General features: G+C 52.0%; 21 protein-coding genes. 9 read left to right on the top strand and 12 right to left on the bottom strand.

Annotated elements, in window-relative coordinates:
* Positions 1-54: 54 nt before the first annotated feature.
* From C3432_RS00460 to pth, 4 genes are all read right to left on the bottom strand, one after another.
* Positions 55-621, bottom strand: coding sequence for a Slp family lipoprotein (locus C3432_RS00460; RefSeq protein ID WP_103774752.1), 567 nt, complete (start codon positions 619-621; stop codon positions 55-57).
* Between the two features lie 305 nt (positions 622-926).
* Positions 927-1,139, bottom strand: a complete 213-nt coding sequence (cspG, locus tag C3432_RS00455; RefSeq protein WP_090121314.1) for a cold shock protein CspG — start codon at positions 1,137-1,139, stop codon at positions 927-929.
* A gap of 1,062 nt (positions 1,140-2,201) precedes the next feature.
* Positions 2,202-3,293, bottom strand: a complete 1,092-nt coding sequence (ychF, locus tag C3432_RS00450; RefSeq protein WP_103774751.1) for a redox-regulated ATPase YchF — start codon at positions 3,291-3,293, stop codon at positions 2,202-2,204.
* Positions 3,294-3,409: 116 nt separating this feature from the next.
* Entirely contained in the window at positions 3,410-3,994 is a 585-nt protein-coding gene (pth, locus tag C3432_RS00445; RefSeq protein ID WP_103774750.1) for an aminoacyl-tRNA hydrolase, read from the bottom strand.
* A 275-nt stretch (positions 3,995-4,269) separates the two neighbouring features.
* On the opposite strand from pth, the gene ychH reads away from it, so the two are divergent.
* Positions 4,270-4,548 carry a stress-induced protein YchH gene (gene ychH, locus C3432_RS00440; RefSeq protein WP_012132144.1) on the top strand — a complete coding sequence of 93 codons (279 nt, stop codon included), beginning with the start codon at positions 4,270-4,272 and terminating at the stop codon, positions 4,546-4,548.
* Between the two features lie 23 nt (positions 4,549-4,571).
* Here ychH and C3432_RS27600 read toward each other — a convergent pair whose 3' ends face one another.
* From C3432_RS27600 to lolB, 5 genes are all read right to left on the bottom strand, one after another.
* Complete coding sequence (locus tag C3432_RS27600) at positions 4,572-4,898, bottom strand: hypothetical protein (protein WP_181012856.1); 327 nt, start codon at positions 4,896-4,898, stop codon at positions 4,572-4,574.
* A gap of 26 nt (positions 4,899-4,924) precedes the next feature.
* Positions 4,925-6,604: a C4-dicarboxylic acid transporter DauA gene (gene dauA / locus C3432_RS00430; RefSeq protein WP_103774749.1), complete on the bottom strand. Its 1,680-nt coding sequence runs from the start codon at positions 6,602-6,604 to the stop codon at positions 4,925-4,927.
* A gap of 247 nt (positions 6,605-6,851) precedes the next feature.
* The gene (gene prs, locus C3432_RS00425) at positions 6,852-7,799 is read right to left on the bottom strand and encodes a ribose-phosphate diphosphokinase (protein WP_001518537.1); all 948 of its coding nucleotides are present in this window, start codon (positions 7,797-7,799) and stop codon (positions 6,852-6,854) included.
* A gap of 266 nt (positions 7,800-8,065) precedes the next feature.
* Positions 8,066-8,917: a 4-(cytidine 5'-diphospho)-2-C-methyl-D-erythritol kinase gene (gene ispE / locus C3432_RS00415; protein WP_103774748.1), complete on the bottom strand. Its 852-nt coding sequence runs from the start codon at positions 8,915-8,917 to the stop codon at positions 8,066-8,068.
* The gene (gene lolB, locus C3432_RS00410; protein ID WP_103774747.1) at positions 8,914-9,537 is read right to left on the bottom strand and encodes a lipoprotein insertase outer membrane protein LolB; all 624 of its coding nucleotides are present in this window, start codon (positions 9,535-9,537) and stop codon (positions 8,914-8,916) included. Before lolB ends, ispE begins: the two co-directional genes overlap by 4 nt.
* Before the next feature lie 210 nt (positions 9,538-9,747).
* On the opposite strand from lolB, the gene hemA reads away from it, so the two are divergent.
* From hemA to kdsA, 6 genes are all read left to right on the top strand, one after another.
* The gene (gene hemA / locus C3432_RS00405) at positions 9,748-11,004 is read left to right on the top strand and encodes a glutamyl-tRNA reductase (RefSeq protein WP_103774746.1); all 1,257 of its coding nucleotides are present in this window, start codon (positions 9,748-9,750) and stop codon (positions 11,002-11,004) included.
* Between the two features lie 38 nt (positions 11,005-11,042).
* Positions 11,043-12,125, top strand: a complete 1,083-nt coding sequence (gene prfA / locus C3432_RS00400) for a peptide chain release factor 1 (RefSeq protein WP_103774745.1) — start codon at positions 11,043-11,045, stop codon at positions 12,123-12,125.
* Positions 12,125-12,955 carry a peptide chain release factor N(5)-glutamine methyltransferase gene (gene prmC, locus C3432_RS00395; protein ID WP_103774744.1) on the top strand — a complete coding sequence of 277 codons (831 nt, stop codon included), beginning with the start codon at positions 12,125-12,127 and terminating at the stop codon, positions 12,953-12,955. The genes prfA and prmC overlap by 1 nt, the downstream gene beginning before the upstream one ends.
* Complete coding sequence (gene sirB2, locus C3432_RS00390) at positions 12,955-13,347, top strand: invasion regulator SirB2 (protein ID WP_103774743.1); 393 nt, start codon at positions 12,955-12,957, stop codon at positions 13,345-13,347. The genes prmC and sirB2 overlap by 1 nt, the downstream gene beginning before the upstream one ends.
* Positions 13,348-13,350: 3 nt before the next feature.
* Positions 13,351-14,160 (top strand): invasion regulator SirB1, encoded by an 810-nt coding sequence (gene sirB1, locus C3432_RS00385; protein ID WP_103774742.1) that lies wholly within the window; start codon positions 13,351-13,353, stop codon positions 14,158-14,160.
* A 235-nt stretch (positions 14,161-14,395) separates the two neighbouring features.
* Positions 14,396-15,250, top strand: a complete 855-nt coding sequence (kdsA, locus tag C3432_RS00380) for a 3-deoxy-8-phosphooctulonate synthase (RefSeq protein WP_103774741.1) — start codon at positions 14,396-14,398, stop codon at positions 15,248-15,250.
* A 64-nt stretch (positions 15,251-15,314) separates the two neighbouring features.
* Here the strand turns inward: kdsA and chaA are convergent, their stop codons facing one another.
* Positions 15,315-16,415 carry a sodium-potassium/proton antiporter ChaA gene (gene chaA, locus C3432_RS00375; RefSeq protein ID WP_103774740.1) on the bottom strand — a complete coding sequence of 367 codons (1,101 nt, stop codon included), beginning with the start codon at positions 16,413-16,415 and terminating at the stop codon, positions 15,315-15,317.
* A gap of 277 nt (positions 16,416-16,692) precedes the next feature.
* On the opposite strand from chaA, the gene chaB reads away from it, so the two are divergent.
* Together chaB and C3432_RS00365 are read left to right on the top strand one after the other, a co-directional pair.
* The gene (chaB, locus tag C3432_RS00370) at positions 16,693-16,923 is read left to right on the top strand and encodes a putative cation transport regulator ChaB (protein WP_103774739.1); all 231 of its coding nucleotides are present in this window, start codon (positions 16,693-16,695) and stop codon (positions 16,921-16,923) included.
* Positions 16,924-17,119: 196 nt separating this feature from the next.
* Positions 17,120-17,815, top strand: coding sequence for a gamma-glutamylcyclotransferase (locus tag C3432_RS00365; protein WP_103774738.1), 696 nt, complete (start codon positions 17,120-17,122; stop codon positions 17,813-17,815).
* A gap of 29 nt (positions 17,816-17,844) precedes the next feature.
* Here the strand turns inward: C3432_RS00365 and C3432_RS00360 are convergent, their stop codons facing one another.
* Both C3432_RS00360 and C3432_RS00355 read right to left on the bottom strand, forming a co-directional pair.
* Positions 17,845-18,090: a DUF1883 domain-containing protein gene (locus C3432_RS00360; RefSeq protein WP_103774737.1), complete on the bottom strand. Its 246-nt coding sequence runs from the start codon at positions 18,088-18,090 to the stop codon at positions 17,845-17,847.
* Positions 18,091-18,352: 262 nt separating this feature from the next.
* Positions 18,353-18,706: a DsrE/DsrF/TusD sulfur relay family protein gene (locus C3432_RS00355; protein WP_103774736.1), complete on the bottom strand. Its 354-nt coding sequence runs from the start codon at positions 18,704-18,706 to the stop codon at positions 18,353-18,355.
* Positions 18,707-18,855 lie beyond the last annotated feature (149 nt).

The raw sequence follows: 18,855 nt of genomic DNA, 5'->3' as shown, positions 1-18,855 counted from the left end.
GATGTTTCACCTGAATCAAATTCCGCGATAGATTAGCGCCATTTTACTACGGGATTATTTTACGAGCTCAGGAGTAACCTCGGTTATTGTATTTGTGTAGTAGGGGCCTCCCCACATCGGCTCAGGCCAGAACGCACCGTAACCGTAATCCCAGAGATTATAGGTAGTGTTAACAGTATCTGTTAAATGCCAGACCTGAATACCCTGTAAATCAACTTTAACAAAGTTATACGGGACTTTGTTGATGAATCCTGACTCATCTCCTTGAATTGTTCCCAAAATAGTAACGAAGTGGTTTCTGTAGTTTACCGGTTCGAGAAAACCTTTCTGCTGGGCCAGAATACGTCCCTGATAGCTCGCGTCTATTTGCGGTTTAGCATAGTTGTTCAGTGGCAGAACGGCGATTTCCAGTAATGTATCCGTTTTGGTGTTAATCACATTGATGACTTTACCCCCAAAGCGGGCCTGCTGACCGGTATATAATCCCGGTTGGTTATGCACGGAGATAAAGTTTTTTTGAATATCTGGTTGATTAGTACCTTTGATATTCTCAGGAATTGAAGCACATGACGCCAGTGTGAAAGCAAGGGCAACAATTATCAACCCATTTGTTTTTTTCATTTTACTTTCCTGCTAATAAAAGACAGGCCTATAGTAAACCTTTGCTCATAATTGTCAGCAAACGTGCCGTTGATTATCTAAAATTAATATTATTGTAGCTTATGGTAATAACGGACCGTATTTTATCTGGTTGCTGGAAGAGGGCTATAGTTTCTTTTTTTCAGTCCAGCAACTGCAGTAAAATGATCGTCATGTCATCCATGAAACACAAAAACCCGCTCAGGGCGGGTTTTTTATCACGTTCACTTATCTGCTCAGGCCAATGCCGTCATCGCTGTCGTAAGCGTCTGTGTCGTTATCGGCAATTAAAGCGCGACAACATTTCCGGCAGCCGGACCTTTGGCACCATTCTCAATCGAGAACTCAACCTTCTGGCCTTCGTCGAGCGTTTTGTAATCGTTGCTCTGAATGGCAGAGAAATGAACAAAAACATCTTTGCTGCCGTCAGCTGGCGTAATGAAGCCGAAACCTTTGTCAGAGTTAAACCATTTTACTAAACCAGTCATTTTATTCGACATAGATACTTCCTTTAATTTTCTTGAGCCACATGTTGTGGCGAACATGGCCTGCTTGCAGATGAGGTCTTATTGGGCACTTAGGAGGAGGCTCATGCAGAAGAGTATCTAAGGATAACGCTTGAAATGAGGACTGCTTTACTAAAACTGCTTTCATAAGGTCTGTATGCCAAACCGATGACGCATAGTGGACCCATATGAGTTGATAAGCAAGATTATTTTTGTCAGTAATCTGTTGGGAAAACTTACAATTCAAAGGGGTCAGTAATCTTAAAAGCCCTGACCATTGCAGCCAGGGCTTTTAAGGTACTACAGACTTCAGATTTAACATTAATGGACTTAATAAAGTGATACTGCTATTTATACTGCTTTCAAATGTACCCGTTCACTACAGATAATATTGGGCATTAATACTAAAAAACCTCCCTCTATTTATCTCGTTATACACCGCCTGCGCTTTCAAAACCTCAGCGTGGCAACTTAAACAAGCACATCCCCCATCGCGACATATACTCTTTGATGCGTTGCCCTTTGCTGATACGGTTACCATCAAAAAAACGAAACCATCAGCATTGACTAAAAAAAACAAGGCCTTACATCGTCGCGCTAACACTACCATTTTGCGAATCAGCACAATCACTACGAGGCCTGAAAGCTAACTACATCCCAAACAACAAACTTCGTGGCCTGTAAAGCAAAATGGCTTAACCCGGAACTTCTTTCAATTCACTAACTGACTAACCACTTTCATTGTGCTGCTGAGTACTAATTTACTTATTTAAGACTTGCGGTCAATACTGTTTTTTAAAACATGTTTTTATTAACAGCGATAGTGACTGTGCGGCTTTGCGTATCGGTGAGCATAACGGGGTCTTGTTTAATTATTATACCGTTATTGAACTCACTTAAAATGAAGATGGAAGAATGTTGTACTCATGTTTGACAGCGTTGTTACGAGATGAGTTGAGATTCTATGAAATGAAAAATCCACGCAGGTGCGTGGATTTAATGGGTTTTTCAGCCTTCATGAGATTCAGTGAAACCTCATGAGACGGCAGAAACGATTTAGACGTTGAACAGGAAGTTCATCACATCGCCATCTTTAACGATATAGTCTTTACCTTCTGCGCGCATCTTACCGGCTTCTTTTGCACCTTGTTCACCTTTATAGGTGATGAAGTCTTCAAACGCGATGGTCTGAGCACGGATAAAGCCTTTTTCGAAATCGGTATGGATTTTACCTGCCGCCTGCGGTGCCGTCGCGCCGACAGGAATCGTCCATGCGCGTACTTCTTTTACACCCGCGGTAAAGTAGGTTTGCAGATCCAGCAGCTTGTAGCCAGCACGGATCACGCGGTTCAGTCCCGGTTCTTCCAGACCCAGTTCAGCCATGAACTCATCGCGTTCTTCGTCATCCAGCTCAGCAATGTCCGCTTCTACGGCTGCGCACACCGGAACGACAACAGAACCTTCTTTAGCGGCGATTTCACGAACCTGGTCAAGATAAGGGTTATTTTCAAAACCGTCTTCGTTGACGTTGGCGATGTACATGGTTGGTTTCAGCGTCAGGAAACTCAGATAGCGAATTGCCGCTTTATCTTCATCAGTCAGGTCCAGAGAACGCAACATGCCTGCTTCAGCGAGGTGCGGCAGACATTTTTCCAGCGCGGCCAGCTCAGCTTTAGCATCTTTATCGCCACCTTTGGCTTTTTTCTGCACACGATGAATTGCACGCTCACAGGTGTCGAGATCCGCCAGCGCCAGTTCGGTATTGATAACGTCGATATCTTCTGCCGGGTTAACTTTACCCGCAACGTGGATGATGTTGTCGTTCTCAAAGCAGCGCACGACGTGACCGATAGCCTCAGTTTCACGGATATTGGTCAGGAACTGGTTACCCAGACCTTCACCTTTTGACGCGCCTTTTACCAGACCGGCGATGTCAACAAACTCCATCGTGGTAGGAAGAATGCGCTGCGGTTTCACGATCTCAGCCAACTGGTCCAGGCGCGGGTCGGGCATTGGTACAACACCGGTATTCGGCTCGATAGTACAGAACGGGAAGTTTGCCGCTTCAATGCCGGCTTTGGTCAGCGCGTTGAACAGGGTGGATTTCCCAACGTTGGGCAAACCGACGATACCGCATTTGAATCCCATGATTTAAATCACCTTAATATCTTAATAATCAACCCGTTGTAGAAAACAGATTGTAGAAATGGAAATAACTTTGCCTATTATACACAGCGTACGGCAAAAATGCCGCACATCACTGCTTATTGCGCTTTAAAGGTATGCAAACGGCTGGTTGCTTTTGTCAGGCCATCTTTGAACAAAATTTCGGTACAACGCACCGCTTCGTCAATGGCGTCGTCAATTAACTTCTGTTCAGATACAGGCGGTTTCCCCAGCACAAAGCCGACAACTTTGTTTTTATCGCCCGGATGGCCGATTCCAACGCGTAAGCGGTGAAAGTTCGGGTTATTGCCGAGCTTGCTGATGATGTCCTTCAGGCCGTTGTGTCCCCCGTGTCCGCCACCGAGCTTAAATTTTGCCACGCCGGGGGGAAGGTCGAGTTCATCATGCGCCACCAAAATTTCGTCGGGATTGATACGATAAAAACTGGCCATTGCGCCAACCGCTTTACCGCTCAGATTCATAAACGTGGTGGGTACCAGCAGGCGAACATCTTCACCTTCAAGCGTGACACGCGAGGTGTAGCCGAAGAATTTCGGCTCTTCCCGTAGGGGCGCCCGCAGACGCTCCGCCAGCAGATCGACATACCATGCGCCAGCATTATGGCGCGTCGCTGCGTATTCCGCGCCGGGGTTTGCCAGGCCGACAATCAGTTTAATCGTCACGTTTTTTTGTCCTGTCCAGGTCTGTAACTGGCGCGTAGTTTACTGTCTGCGGCCGCGCTTGACAAAAAACAGCGTCACTTATTAATGAAAATGAATAATTGCCAAAATGAACTATTGGAAATCATGACTGTTCAGTGGCTTATTTGTAAAGTTTTGTTGAATTAAGCGTTGTAATTGTGATCGTTCGCGCACTAACAATCTGGCGCAGTGTCTATACTTTACACATAAGGATTAGGGGTATTCCCTGAAGCAACCCAAGGTTCCGGAGGTGACATATGAAACGCAAAAACGCTTCGTTACTCGGTAACGTGCTCATGGGGTTGGGATTAGTGGTTATGGTCGTGGGCGTTGGTTACTCTATTTTAAACCAGCTGCCGCAGTTTAACCTGCCACAATTTTTCGCACATGGTGCAGTTCTCAGTATCTTTGTGGGGGCCATTCTCTGGCTGGCAGGTGCTCGCGTTGGCGGGCATGAACAGGTGAGCGACCGTTACTGGTGGGTCCGCCATTACGATAAACGTTGCCGTCGCAACGACAATCGTCGTCACAGCTAAGTCATCGCCAGGGATATAACCAGTCAGCTTCGCGGCTGACTGGCTGAAATATTCTTCCCATATTCCCGCTTGTTCCACGCGCAAACTAACAAATTTCTTTTCTGCAAAATATACTGCTGTTCAGGATTGACGATATTCTCATCCGCGGAAGGTTTTGTTCTGCCGGCATTGAAGAACAAATTGAGATATTCAACAAGAAATAGCTGAACCGCAGGAATGTCGGCGCGGGTCATCTCGTCTGGCGTAAATGAAATCACCGGGGGCTCGACGCGGGCTGGATTCGAAAAAGGGATAATAGTCATCCAGGCGGGGTAACCACTGCCGACACGGGAAGTGTTACCGGTTTGCACAGAGACAAACCGGTAACGGAGACGCGTTATAAATCAGCCAGCGCCGCGTCGCGATTAGGGAAGAACGCCAGGCGTCCGGGGATCGGTTTGATGCCTGCACGCGCCATCGTCCGTAACGGCTGGAACTCGAGGTTACTGATCCGTAGTTCGCAGCCTTCCGGCAGCCGTTTTACAAAACGCTGAAACGCATCAAGCCCACCGGCGTCCAGCACGGGTACCGCATCCCATTTCAGAACAACGATACGTTTACCCTCAATACGCGTTTCCAGGTCGGTAAACAGCCCTTCGGCCGCCGCAAAGAAGAGTGGGCCAATAACGCGCAGTACCAGTACATCATCCGGTACTTCAACGTTCACCACCGCCAGGCGGGTCATCCGGGCAATTCGACGCATAAACAGCAGAGAGGCGAGCACGATACCGACGCTGATGGCAATCACCATGTCAAAAAGTACCGTCAGCGACATACACATCAGCATAACAATGATGTCGTCTTTCGGCGCATGACGCAGCAGGTCCACCACCTTATGCGCCTCACTCATATTCCACGCCACCATCAGCAGAAGCGCGGCCATTGCGGAAAGCGGCAACCAGGAGAGCAACGGTGCCAGTACCAGCAGGGCGAGGATCACCAGAATCGCGTGGATCACCGCAGAGATGGGGGACGTCGCCCCGGCACGCACGTTAGCCGCTGAACGGGCAATCGCCGCCGTTGCCGTGATGCCGCCAAAGAACGGCGCGACAATGTTTCCCAGCCCCTGGCCGATGAGCTCGCTGTTAGCTTTGTGTTTGGTGCCGGTCATGCCGTCGAGCACCACGGCGCACAGCAGAGACTCAATGGCACCCAGCATCGCCATCGAAAACGCCGCCGGAAGCAGGGCGCTCAGCGAATCCCAGTTCAGGGTAAACTCTGAATCCGGCAGATTCCATGGCAGCACCAGCTGCGGCAACAGTTGTGGGATGCCGTTACCCTGCGAGCCGTCAGCCAGAATATAGTGGAACTGAGAACCAATCGTTGCGACGTGACCGCCCAGCAGATTAACGATCCCCATCACCGCGCAACCAGCCAGCAGCGCGGGGAGGTGACCAGGCAGACGAATGCCCAGACGCGGCCAGAAAATCAGTATCCCAAGCGTGACGACGCCAATCGCGGCATCACCCGGATTAACGGTGGGGAGCGCCATGAACAGCGCCCCTACTTTTTGCAAATAGTGCTCAGGGACATGCGCCATCTGCAGGCCCAGGAAGTCCTTAATTTGCATGGTACCAATGGTGATACCAATCCCTGATGTAAAGCCCAGGGTGACCGATACGGGTATGTATTCAATCAGGCGGCCAAAACGCGCCAGGCCAAAAAGGATCAGGAAAATCCCCGACATCAATGTCGCGACCAGCAAGCCAGCCAGTCCGAACTGCTGCGACACGGGATACAGGATCACCACAAACGCGGCGGTCGGACCGGAGACGCTGAAGCGCGAGCCCCCGGTTAATGCAATCACAATCCCTGCCACGGCGGACGTGTAAAGACCGTACTGCGGCGCAACGCCACTGCCAATCGCCAGTGCCATGGCCAACGGGATAGCAATAATCCCGACGGTGATCCCGGCAATCACATCACGGGTAAACCGTGAAGCGGTATATTTTTCTTTCCAGCAAGCGTCGATGAGGGCGCGGAAAGGCATCACATGTGAGGAAAATAATCTGTTCACAATAATGTTTCATCCATGAGCGCATCATCTGTCAACTAAATGGCAGGTGAAGGAGGCCTAAGTCATTTCCCGTCATCCTTCGGGCTGCGTCTTGTTGGCTGCGTTCAATTGTCTCTGTTACGTACTACCTGTACGCTTCCGGGAACGCATTCACTTGCTGCCTCGATGCAACCTGAATGATTTGTGGGACAAATTAATCATTACAGACAAAAAAACCCGCCGCAGCGGGTTTTTGAACCAGGCTCGATTAATGCTCGAACATGGCAGAGATAGATTCTTCGTTGCTGATACGACGAATCGCTTCGGCCAGCATACCCGACAGGGTCAACGTACGCACGTTCGGCAGTGCTTTGATCTCGTCGGTCAGTGGAATGGTGTCACAGACAACGACTTCATCAATCACAGAGTTACGCAGGTTGTTTGCTGCATTACCTGAGAAGATCGGGTGAGTGGCGTAAGCGAATACGCGTTTCGCACCACGTTCTTTCAGCGCTTCAGCTGCTTTACACAGCGTACCACCGGTATCGATCATATCATCAACCAGTACGCAGTCACGGCCCGCAACGTCACCGATGATGTGCATCACCTGAGAAACGTTAGCGCGTGGACGACGCTTGTCGATGATCGCCATGTCGGTGTCATTCAACAGCTTGGCGATAGCGCGGGCACGCACGACGCCACCGATATCCGGAGAAACGACAATCGGATTATCCAGATTCAGCTGCAGCATATCCTCTAACAGGATTGGGCTACCGAATACGTTATCAACCGGAACATCGAAGAAGCCCTGAATCTGTTCAGCATGCAGGTCAACGGTCAGTACGCGGTCAACGCCGACGCTGGACAGGAAGTCAGCGACAACTTTCGCGGTAATCGGTACACGAGCGGAACGCACACGACGATCCTGACGCGCATAGCCAAAGTAAGGGATAACGGCAGTGATACGGCCTGCGGAAGCACGGCGCAGGGCATCAACCATAACGACCAATTCCATCAGGTTGTCGTTGGTAGGGGCACAAGTGGACTGGATGATGAAAATATCACCACCGCGTACATTTTCATTAATTTGTACGCTGACTTCGCCGTCGCTAAAGCGACCTACAGCGGCGTCGCCGAGAGAAGTGTACAGGCGGTTGGCAATACGTTGTGCTAGTTCCGGGGTGGCGTTACCAGCAAAAAGCTTCATATCAGGCACGAGAAGAACCTCAGGCATGCGTCCATTGGTGGAAAGAATCTGCCGAAAACTGTGCGGGCCAGGCAGGATCCTCTCCAGGCGGTGTATTAAAGAGCGCGATGCAACGTCTGGAACAAGGTGACGTTGTCACCGAAACTCAGCTTGCCCGGCTTACTCGTCATCATTTACGTTTCATGTGCGTTGACGTCGATGCCTCAGACCAGGCACATACTGCCGTATGCTCCTGGCAATTCTTCATCTCGCCATCTTCCTGAAACCCGAATGATTCAGAGCAACGCTTGATGCAATGGGGAGAGATTGACACCTTTCGCCACAAAGCCTTCAAGCCATTCCGGGGCTTGCTCAAGCACCTGGCGGGCACGAGACTCTGTATCGAATTCAGCAAAGACACAGGCTCCTGTACCAGTCAGGCGCGACGGCGCGTATTCTAACAGCCAGGAAAGCGCCGCATCAACCTTGCGAAAACGTTTTCTTGCGATAAGCTCACAATCATTGCTGAATTCACATTTTAATAACGTTTCTATTGACCTTTTTGGCGTGTTGCGCGGGAGATCCGGATCTTTAAAAATAATCGGGGTAGGAATGCTCACTCCGGGATGGGCTACCAGATACCATTTTTCCGGGGGATTAACCGGCGTCAGGATTTCTCCCACGCCTTCGGCAAAGGCGGCGTGTCCGCGCACGAACACCGGAACATCCGCACCCAGCGTTAAGCCGATTGCCGCCAGCTCGTCGACAGAGAGGCCGCATTGCCACAGATGGTTCAACGCCACCAGCACCGTTGCCGCATTCGACGAACCGCCGCCCAGTCCGCCGCCCATTGGCAGGCGTTTCTCAATGCAGATATCCGCGCCGCTTCCGGCAGGCAGGCGGCCGCTACCGGATGCGCTATCCATCAACAGCCGCGCCGCACGAACAATCAGATTATCTTCGTTTTCGACACCTTCCACCGGCGTCAGCAGGTGAATCTCGCCGTCGCTACGCAGCGCAATACCTATCGTGTCGCCATAATCGAGAAACTGAAACAGGGTTTGCAGCGTGTGATAACCGTCCGCACGCTGCCCGGTGATGTATAAAAACAGATTCAGTTTTGCCGGAGAGGGCCAGTGGGTCATCATTTCACAATCCAGTTATCCATCTTCAGCTTAATGCGCTGGCCGCCGTCGGACAGTTCCATATTGGCTGGCATTGCTGGCTGCGTCTTGCTGTCGTACGCGCTGTAGACGACTTTCCAGCTTTTACCGTCCTGGCTGTAGTTCACTTCGCTCAGGCGATACTGGTCATCGAGTTTATAATCGGTGGCATCGCCCGGCAGACCGAGGATCCACTGACGCAGGCTGTTGAGCGGAATCGGCATCCCGGTCAGCTTACGTATCATCTCCTCTGCGTCGTCCGAGGTGTAGCGCTGGCCTTTGTTATCCACTAACTGGACATTGCCCGGCTGTGCGTTCAGCTCCAGTTCCGTGCTGCCCAGCGGGTTTGTTAACAGTAAGCGGTAGCGGTCCTGACCGGTCTGCTGCCAGAAGAAACGTGCGTAAACTTTTTGCTCGTCAGAAATATAAGCAAACGCGCCACGGGTTTGATACTGGTTGAGATTGCGAACATCCTGCTGATGCTGACGCCACTCGGGTGAGTCCGGGCTTTTACCGGGACCTTTCGGCGCGTTGAGCGTACAGGCGGTGAGGACCAGGCTTGCCAGCGGCAGCAGGCGGATCAGGCGAAAGTCAGGCAGGGTCATAATGATGACAAATCCTTGAGATACGTTGCAGTTATAACTCTTAATGCTAGCGCCGCGCGGTGGCATCGTCTACGTTCAAGTTGTCTTAAATCATAAAATTAGCGGCCATTGACAATGACTCCAGAAGGGGCTGTCTCTTTTATTGACCACGCGCATCCTGTATGATGCGAGCAGACTAACCATATCAACGCTGGTACTACTCCCGCAGACATGACCCTTTTAGCGCTTGGCATTAACCATAAAACGGCACCTGTATCGCTGCGAGAACGCGTAACGTTTTCGCCGGACACGCTCGATCAGGCGCTGGATAGCCTGCTTGCGCAGCCGATGGTGCAGGGCGGGGTGGTGCTGTCGACGTGCAACCGCACAGAGCTTTATCTCAGCGTTGAAGAGCAGGATAACCTGCAAGAGGCGCTGATTCGTTGGTTATGTGACTTTCATAATCTGAACGAAGACGATCTGCGTAATAGCCTCTACTGGCATCAGGATAACGACGCGGTCAGCCATCTGATGCGCGTTGCCAGCGGGCTGGATTCGCTGGTGCTGGGCGAGCCGCAAATTCTTGGTCAGGTGAAAAAAGCGTTTGCGGATTCGCAAAAAGGCCACCTGAACGCCAGCGCGCTGGAGCGCATGTTCCAGAAATCCTTCTCTGTCGCTAAGCGTGTGCGCACTGAAACAGAAATCGGCGCCAGCGCAGTTTCTGTGGCTTTCGCCGCCTGTACTCTTGCCCGCCAGATCTTTGAGTCGCTCTCTTCGGTTACCGTGCTGCTGGTTGGCGCAGGAGAGACCATTGAGCTGGTGGCACGTCATTTGCGCGAACATAAAGTGCAGAAGATGATCATCGCGAATCGCACCCGCGAGCGGGCGCAGGTATTGGCAGATGAAGTGGGCGCAGAGGTGATTTCGCTCAGCGATATCGACGCGCGTTTACAGGAAGCCGACATTATTATCAGCTCCACCGCCAGCCCGCTGCCGATTATCGGTAAGGGAATGGTGGAGCGCGCGCTGAAAGGCCGTCGTAATCAGCCGATGCTGCTGGTCGACATTGCGGTACCGCGTGACGTCGAACCGGAAGTGGGCCGACTTGCGAACGCCTATTTGTACAGCGTGGACGACCTGCAAAGCATCATTTCGCACAATCTGGCGCAGCGCAAAGCGGCGGCGGTGGAGGCGGAAACCATCGTTGAGCAGGAAACCAGCGAGTTCATGGCCTGGCTGCGTGCGCAGAGCGCCAGCGAGAGCATCCGTGAATATCGTAGTCAGTCTGAGCAGGTGCGAGATGAATTGACTGCCAAAGCGCTGGCTGCACTTGAACAGGGTGGCGATGCGCAAACCATTATGCAGGATCTGGCATGGAAACTGACCAACCGCCTGATCCATGCGCCAACCAAATCTCTTCAACAGGCTGCCCGTGACGGGGATAATGAACGCCTGAATATTCTGCGCGACAGCCTCGGGCTGGAGTAGCAGCACACCATTCTTTTTTACAGGGTGCATTTACGCCTATGAAGCCTTCTATCGTTGCCAAACTGGAAGCCCTGCACGAACGCCATGAAGAAGTTCAGGCGCTGCTGGGTGATGCGGGAACCATCGCAGACCAGGAACGTTTTCGCGCGTTGTCGCGTGAGTATGCGCAATTAAGCGATGTTTCTCGCTGTTTTACGGACTGGCAACAGATTCAGGATGATATCGAAACGGCACAGATGATGCTCGACGATCCTGAAATGCGTGAGATGGCGCAGGAAGAACTGCGCGAAGCAAAAGATAAAAGTGAACAGCTGGAGCAGCAGTTACAGGTGCTGTTACTGCCGAAAGATCCGGACGATGAGCGCAATGCGTTCCTGGAAGTTCGCGCCGGAACCGGCGGCGATGAGGCGGCGCTGTTCGCGGGCGATCTGTTTCGTATGTACAGCCGCTATGCTGAGACGCGTCGCTGGCGCGTGGAGATCATGAGCGCCAGTGACGGCGAGCATGGCGGTTATAAAGAGATCATTGCCAAAATTAGCGGCGACGGCGTATACGGTCGACTGAAATTTGAGTCTGGCGGCCATCGCGTCCAGCGCGTACCGGCAACGGAATCGCAGGGACGTATTCACACTTCTGCCTGTACCGTGGCTGTTATGCCGGAACTGCCGGAAGCGGAACTGCCGGACATCAACCCGGCCGACCTGCGCATTGATACCTTCCGTTCTTCAGGGGCCGGTGGGCAGCACGTTAACACCACCGATTCAGCCATCCGTATCACCCACCTGCCAACCGGGATCGTGGTGGAGTGTCAGGACGAGCGTTCACAGCATAAAAACAAGGCGAAAGCGCTATCTGTACTGGGTTCCCGCATTCGCGCCGCTGAAGTGGCGAAGCGTCAGCAGGCGGAAGCCTCCACGCGTCGCAACCTGCTGGGCAGCGGCGATCGCAGCGATCGCAACCGTACCTACAACTTTCCGCAGGGCCGTGTGACCGATCACCGCATTAACCTGACGCTTTATCGGCTGGATGAAGCAATGGAAGGCAAGCTGGACATGCTCATTGAGCCGATTGTTCAGGAATATCAGGCCGACCAGCTGGCTGCGTTGTCTGAGCAGGAATAATGGATTTTCAGCACTGGTTGCGTGAGGCGATAAGCCAGCTACAGGAGAGCGAAAGCCCGCGGCGTGACGCTGAGGTTCTGCTCGAATTTGTCACGGGTAAAGGACGAACGTTTATTCTGGCATTCGGTGAAACAGCCTTAACCGACGCCCAGCGTGAGCAACTTGACGCGTTACTGGCGCGCCGCAGGCGAGGCGAACCCGTGGCGCACTTAACCGGCGTTCGCGAATTCTGGTCGTTGCCGCTGTTTGTGTCCCCCGTCACGCTGATCCCGCGCCCGGACACGGAGTGTCTGGTCGAGCAGGCGCTGGCGCGTTTGCCCGTGGAACCGTGCCGTATTCTCGATCTGGGTACCGGCACCGGAGCCATTGCGCTGGCGCTCGCCAGCGAGCGTCCTGACTGTGACGTGACGGCGGTAGACCGGATGCCAGACGCCGTCGCGCTGGCATGTCGCAATGCGGAGCATCTGGCGATCGGTAATGTCCGCATCCTGCAAAGCAACTGGTTCAGCGCGTTAGCGGGAGAACGGTTCGAGATGATTGTCAGCAATCCGCCCTATATTGACGAACAGGATCCGCACTTAATGCAGGGCGACGTGCGCTTCGAGCCTCTGTCGGCGCTGGTTGCGGGCGATCGCGGCATGGCGGACATCGTGCAGATTATCGGGCAGTCGCGCAGCATCCTTACGCCGGGCGGCTTTTTACTGCTGGAGCATGGCTGGCAGCAGGGGGAGGCGGTCAGGGATGCTTTCACGCAGGCAGGATATCGGGCGGTAGAAACCTGTCGGGATTACGGTAACAACGAACGTATTACTCTCGGGCGGATCGCCTGATGAACAGCTTTATGTTGCTGCTAAATGTTCATCTAACCAGCATCGTGTTGTCTGTTGGCCTGTTTATTCTGCGTTACTGGTGGCGTTATATCCATCATCCGCTGGCCACGGCCCGCTGGACGCGGGTTGTGCCGCCGATTATCGATAGTGTGTTACTGCTGAGCGGGGTAGGGTTGATGCTTAAAACGCACATCTTGCCATTCACCGAACAGGGGTCATGGCTGACTGAAAAGCTGTTTGGCGTTATTATCTATATCGTTTTGGGTTTTATTGCGCTCGATTATCGTCGGGCGCACAGTCAGCAGGCGCGTATCATCGCATTCCCGCTGGCGTTGGTGGTGCTGTACATCATCATTAAACTCGCCACCACAAAGTTACCGTTACTGGGGTAAGTCATGAGATCGTTAGCTGATTTCGAATTTAATAAAGCGCCGCTGTGCGACGGGATGATCCTGGCCTCTGAATCCATCCGTCTGGATTTTCCTTCCCAGTCTGTGTACGACGAGCTGGAGCGTCTGGTCTGCCTGGCGCAAGAAGAAATTAGCCAGTTCCTGTCTCAGGATGAGCAACTGGAAAAATTGCTGGCACTGTTTTACGGCGAATGGGGCTTCACCGATACCCGGGGAGTTTATCGCCTTTCTGACGCATTATGGCTTGATCAGGTTCTGAAGAATCGCCAGGGCAGCGCGGTGTCGCTGGGCGCGATTTTACTCTGGGTCGCCAATCGTCTGGATCTTCCGCTGGTTCCGGTCATCTTCCCCACGCAGCTCATTTTACGTATTGAGTCGCTGGAGGGGGAAATGTGGCTGATTAACCCATTTAACGGTGAAACGTTGAATGAGCATATGCTGGACGTCTGGCTGAAAGGCAATATCAGTCCGGTCGCTGAGTTGTTTAACGAAGACCTCGATGAGGCTGATAATGCGGAAGTGATTCGTAAACTGCTTGATACGCTGAAATCATCTCTCATGGAAGAGCAGCAGATGGAGCTGGCCCTGCGCGCGAGCGAGGCATTATTGCAGTTTAACCCGGAAGATCCGTATGAAATACGCGATCGCGGGCTGATTTATGCGCAGCTGGAGTGTGAGCATGTTGCGCTGACGGATTTAAGTTATTTTGTTGAGCAGTGTCCGGAAGACCCGATCAGCGAAATGATTCGTGCGCAGATTAATAACATCTCGCACAAACAGATTGTTCTGCATTAATTTATACACTCAATAATTCGAGTTGCAGGAAGGCGGCAAGAGAGAAACTCCCGGGAGCGTACACAAGCTCGTGACCGGGGTGAACGACAAATTTGTCTGGAACAGATTTGAACGCCGCTTGCGGCGGCCCGTAAGGGCGAGGCTCAGGGATGGATCGAGTCACTCGTCGCCAACGCATGTGCAACATGAAGTATGACGTGTAATCGTTACTTACCTAAATGTTTAAGGCAATCCTATGAAACAAAAAGTGGTTAGCATTGGCGACATCAACGTGGCAAATGACCTGCCATTCGTGCTGTTTGGCGGCATGAACGTGCTGGAATCCCGCGATCTGGCGATGCGCATTTGTGAGCACTACGTAACGGTGACTCAGAAACTGGGCATTCCTTACGTATTCAAGGCCTCTTTTGATAAAGCCAACCGTTCCTCTATCCACTCATACCGTGGACCGGGCCTGGAAGAAGGGATGAAAATCTTTCAGGAACTGAAGCAGACGTTTGGCGTTAAAGTGATTACCGATGTTCACGAAGCCAGCCAGGCGCAGCCTGTCGCTGACGTCGTGGATGTGATTCAGCTGCCGGCCTTCCTGGCGCGTCAGACCGATCTGGTGGAAGCGATGGCGAAAACCGGCGCGGTGATCAACGTGAAAAAACCGCAGTTCGTAAGCCCTGGCCAGATGGGTAACATCGTGGATAAATTCCATGAAGGCGGTAATGATAAAGTGATCCTCTGCGACCGTGGCGCTAACTTTGGCTACGACAACCTGGTTGTGGATATGCTGGGCTTCAGCGTCATGAAGAAAGTATCCGGTAACTCGCCGGTTATTTTCGACGTGACCCACGCGCTTCAGTGCCGTGACCCGTTTGGCGCGGCGTCCAGCGGTCGTCGTGGTCAGGTTACCGAGCTGGCGCGTGCCGGTATGGCGGTAGGTCTGGCAGGGCTGTTTATCGAAGCGCACCCGGATCCAGCCCATGCGAAATGTGATGGTCCGTCTGCGCTGCCGCTCGACAAGCTCGAACCGTTCCTCGTGCAGATGAAAGCGATTGACGATCTGGTTAAAAATTTCGCGGAACTTGATACCGAGAACTGAGTCTCGCCGTAATAAATAAACCCGCCGCGGCATTGCGCCACTGCGGGTTTTTTTCGTCTGTTGATCAGGCAAATATCGTCATCAGGTAAGCGGCAAATAGCGCCAGATGTGCCGAGCCGTTGAGCACGTTGGTGCGTCCGGTTGAAAACGAGATGTGGCACAGGACCAGTGAGGCCACCATCACCACCATTTCGGGGGCACCCAGACCGAAGACCAGATCGTTACCCGTCGCCCAGGCAATCAACGTCACTACCGGTACGGTCAGGGAAATTGTCGCCAGCACAGACCCGAAGAACAAATTCATCGCTCGCTGGACCTGGTTATTCAGAACGGCTTTCAGCGCGCCTAATCCCTCCGGAGAAAGGATCAGCAGGGCAACCAGGAAACCGGTAAATGCAACTGGCGCATTCAGTTCGGTCAGCAGTGTCTCCAGCGGATTGGCATTCATTTTGGTCACCGCGATAACCGCAATCAGATGCACGATAAGCCACATCGAATGCCAGATATTGCTGTGTGCGGAGGGCTTCCCGTGATGCGGGTCGTCGTCGTCGCTGTCATCTTCATGCTCATAGACAAACAGACTCTGGTGTGTTTTGGTCTGAATCAGCAGGAACACGCCGTACATCGCGGCGGAGATTAACGCCACCAGCAGCGCCTGCCCGGTAGTGAAATTCGCGCCCGGTAACGCCATCGGGAAAACCAACACAATAATTGCCAGCGGGAACAGCGCGATCAAATACTGTTTAATCCCAAACAGATTCATATATTGCGTGGCGAATTTACGTCCGCCCAGCAGTAAGGAAAAACCGACCAGACCGCCGGTAACAATCATGATGATTGAATAGAGCGTATCGCGCATCAGCGTCGGCGCGGCATCGCCGGTCGCCATCAGCGCTGAGATTAAACTGACTTCGAGAATAACAACGGAAAGACTTAAGATAAGTGAGCCGTAAGGTTCCCCAAGTCGATGGGCTAATACGTCTGCGTGACGGACAACGCTAAATGCGCTGCTTAAAATACCAATAAGGGCAAGGATATTAATGCCGATGACCACAGGTAGTGACTGGCTGTTTCCCCATAAATACAGCACTACCAGCGCCAAAACCGGGAAAATGAGAGAGGTCTCCTTGTGGCGGGTTTTCACCGCCTCATGTGCATGTGTCATTGTGGTTCTCCATCGCTGTCTTGTGCAGGTGTTTCGAATTATAAATGTAATAAAGATTGGGGAAAATAACAGAAAACGCGGTGTTACAGGTGATATTTTACGAAATTTTACGGCATCATTAAAATTTTTCATTCAAATGAATAAAAATGAGAGTCTTGTTCATAGAATGCTGAATTAACAGTATGTTAGAGGAATGAAAAAACAGAAATGCTGCGCCATTAGCAGAATCGGGCAACATTGACCACACTTAGGGTTTAGCCCAAAAAAGGAGTCTGCAATGCCGTATAAATCAAAAAGCGATCTGCCGGAAAGCGTACAACATGTTCTGCCTGCTCACGCTCAGGATATTTATATAGCAGCGTTCAGGAGTGCCTGGGAGCAATACAAAGAGAAGTCCGATCGCCGTGATAATGCTGGTCGGGAAGAGACTGCGCATAAAGTCGCGTGGGCGGCAGTGAAAAATGATTATGAAAAAGGAGATGATGACAAATGGCACAAGAAAAAGTAAGCGCTGGAAATTGAATGTCTTACTGATGCAGCCCGGTGAATGCGTTGATGAATTGTGCTCCGTTGAGCCTTTGTTGCCTTGCAAGCGTTCTGCTAATTGCATATTGTCCTGATACTGGTTTCAAAATGAGCAGTAAAAAGGCCCGGAAGGCGTCAAAAAGTTGTCGCAGGGAAGTATGCAGTGGTGGAGGTGTAAGGTGTTAACGCGTGATTTCTTGATGAATGCTGACTGTAAAACGGCATTCGGTACTATTGAAGAATCACTCTTATGGTCAGCGGAACAACGAGCGGCTTCACTGGCTGCCATGCTCGCCTGTCGACCAGATGATGGACCGGTGTGGATCTTCGGTTATGGATCGTTGATGTGGAACCCGGCGCTGGAGTTTGAAGAGTCCTGTACCGGTACGCTGGTAGGGTGGCATCGGGCCTTCTGTTTACGGCTTACCGCCGGGCGCGGTACCGCATGTCAGCCCGGTCGAATGCTGGCGCTGAAAGAGGGGGGGCGCACCACCGGTGTGGCCTACCGTCTGCCGGATGCGTCACTCGAACAGGAGTTAACCCTGCTCTGGAAGCGGGAGATGATCACCGGTTGTTATTTACCCACCTGGTGCCAGCTGGCGCTGGATGATGGTCGTACCGTTAATGCCCTGGTGTTTATTATGGATCCGCGCCATCCGTTGTACGAGTCGGATACGCGTGCGCAGATTATCGCCCCGCTTATTGCAGCAGCCAGCGGGCCGCTGGGCACCAATGCACAGTATCTGTTTTCGCTGGAGCAAGAGCTGATTAAGCTGGGGATGCAGGATGAATGTCTGAACGATCTGGTGACGAGTGTCCGGGGATTACTAGGAGACAGCCTGCCTGAAGGCGTGCTGCGTCCCGGTTTCGCGTAAACATTGCCCCTGAAAACAGGGGCAAGAATTCAGGCTGCGATGTAACTGATAGAATGCTCCAGCGACTGGCTGTGGCTGTCAATCAGCACGTTCCAGATGCCGGTGTACGGTACGGTCAGCCATGCGTTATCACGATCCTGCACGCTTAAAATGTCGGTCTGCGTGTCTTTGACGTGAGTTTTTTCGCTCATCAGGTGGATATGGCAGCGCTCAGAACAGCGCACAACGACCGTATCCCCACCAAATAACTTCAAACTTGCCTTCACTAATGCCATTTTTCACCCCGTTCTTGAAAACAACGTACTTCCTTACGAAAGTGCTGCGTGATGTTGTTCACATTTCACTCATGGCATAACACCAAAGGGTGAGGTTCGGGATGCTGATTTTGATCAAAAAATGGCATTACGATTAAACAATAATGATAAAATCCCTAAAAAACATTTAATGGGCGCGCTAACTTTTGGCAAATTCGCGCCCACATAAGATTAAATTCGGAAATATTCGGCGCATTCAGCGAGCTTGCCTGAAAACGGACAATCAGAAGGTGAGTACCTTATCAGCAGTCAGGGTCCACTGCGCCAGTTCGACCAGCGTGCCCACTTCAACGCCGTCAATTAACGGCAGAGTGGTGATGCCGCGCCCATCGGTGCAGGTCTTGCATAATTTTACCGGTACGTTTTGCGCCGTCAGGATCTCCAGCATTTGCTGAATATTGTAGCCTTCGGCAGGTTTCTGACCGCGCAGTCCTGCTGTGACGGCATCTGACATTAAAAACAGACGCAGGTCGAGGTCACCATCCTGTTCACGCAGCGCGATAGCCAGACGCAGGCTGTTAAATAACGACTCGCTTCCGTAGGCCGCCCCGTTCGCGATGATCACAATCTTTTGCATGTTAACTCCTGTTGGTGGGGATGATTGATTGGTCAGCCAACTATGTTACCGCGCGGGCGGGGCGTTACCAATGAAAGTCTGACCAGGCTGAGAGCCGGGTAACAGTAAGGTAATTCCTGAAAGCGCGAGAAAAAGCTGCAAAATAGCGG

It is taken from the genome of Citrobacter amalonaticus (genome assembly GCF_002918555.1).
GTDB classification, from domain to species: Bacteria; Pseudomonadota; Gammaproteobacteria; order Enterobacterales; family Enterobacteriaceae; genus Citrobacter_C; species Citrobacter_C amalonaticus_A.
This window is presented reverse-complemented; position numbering and strand designations above follow the sequence as displayed.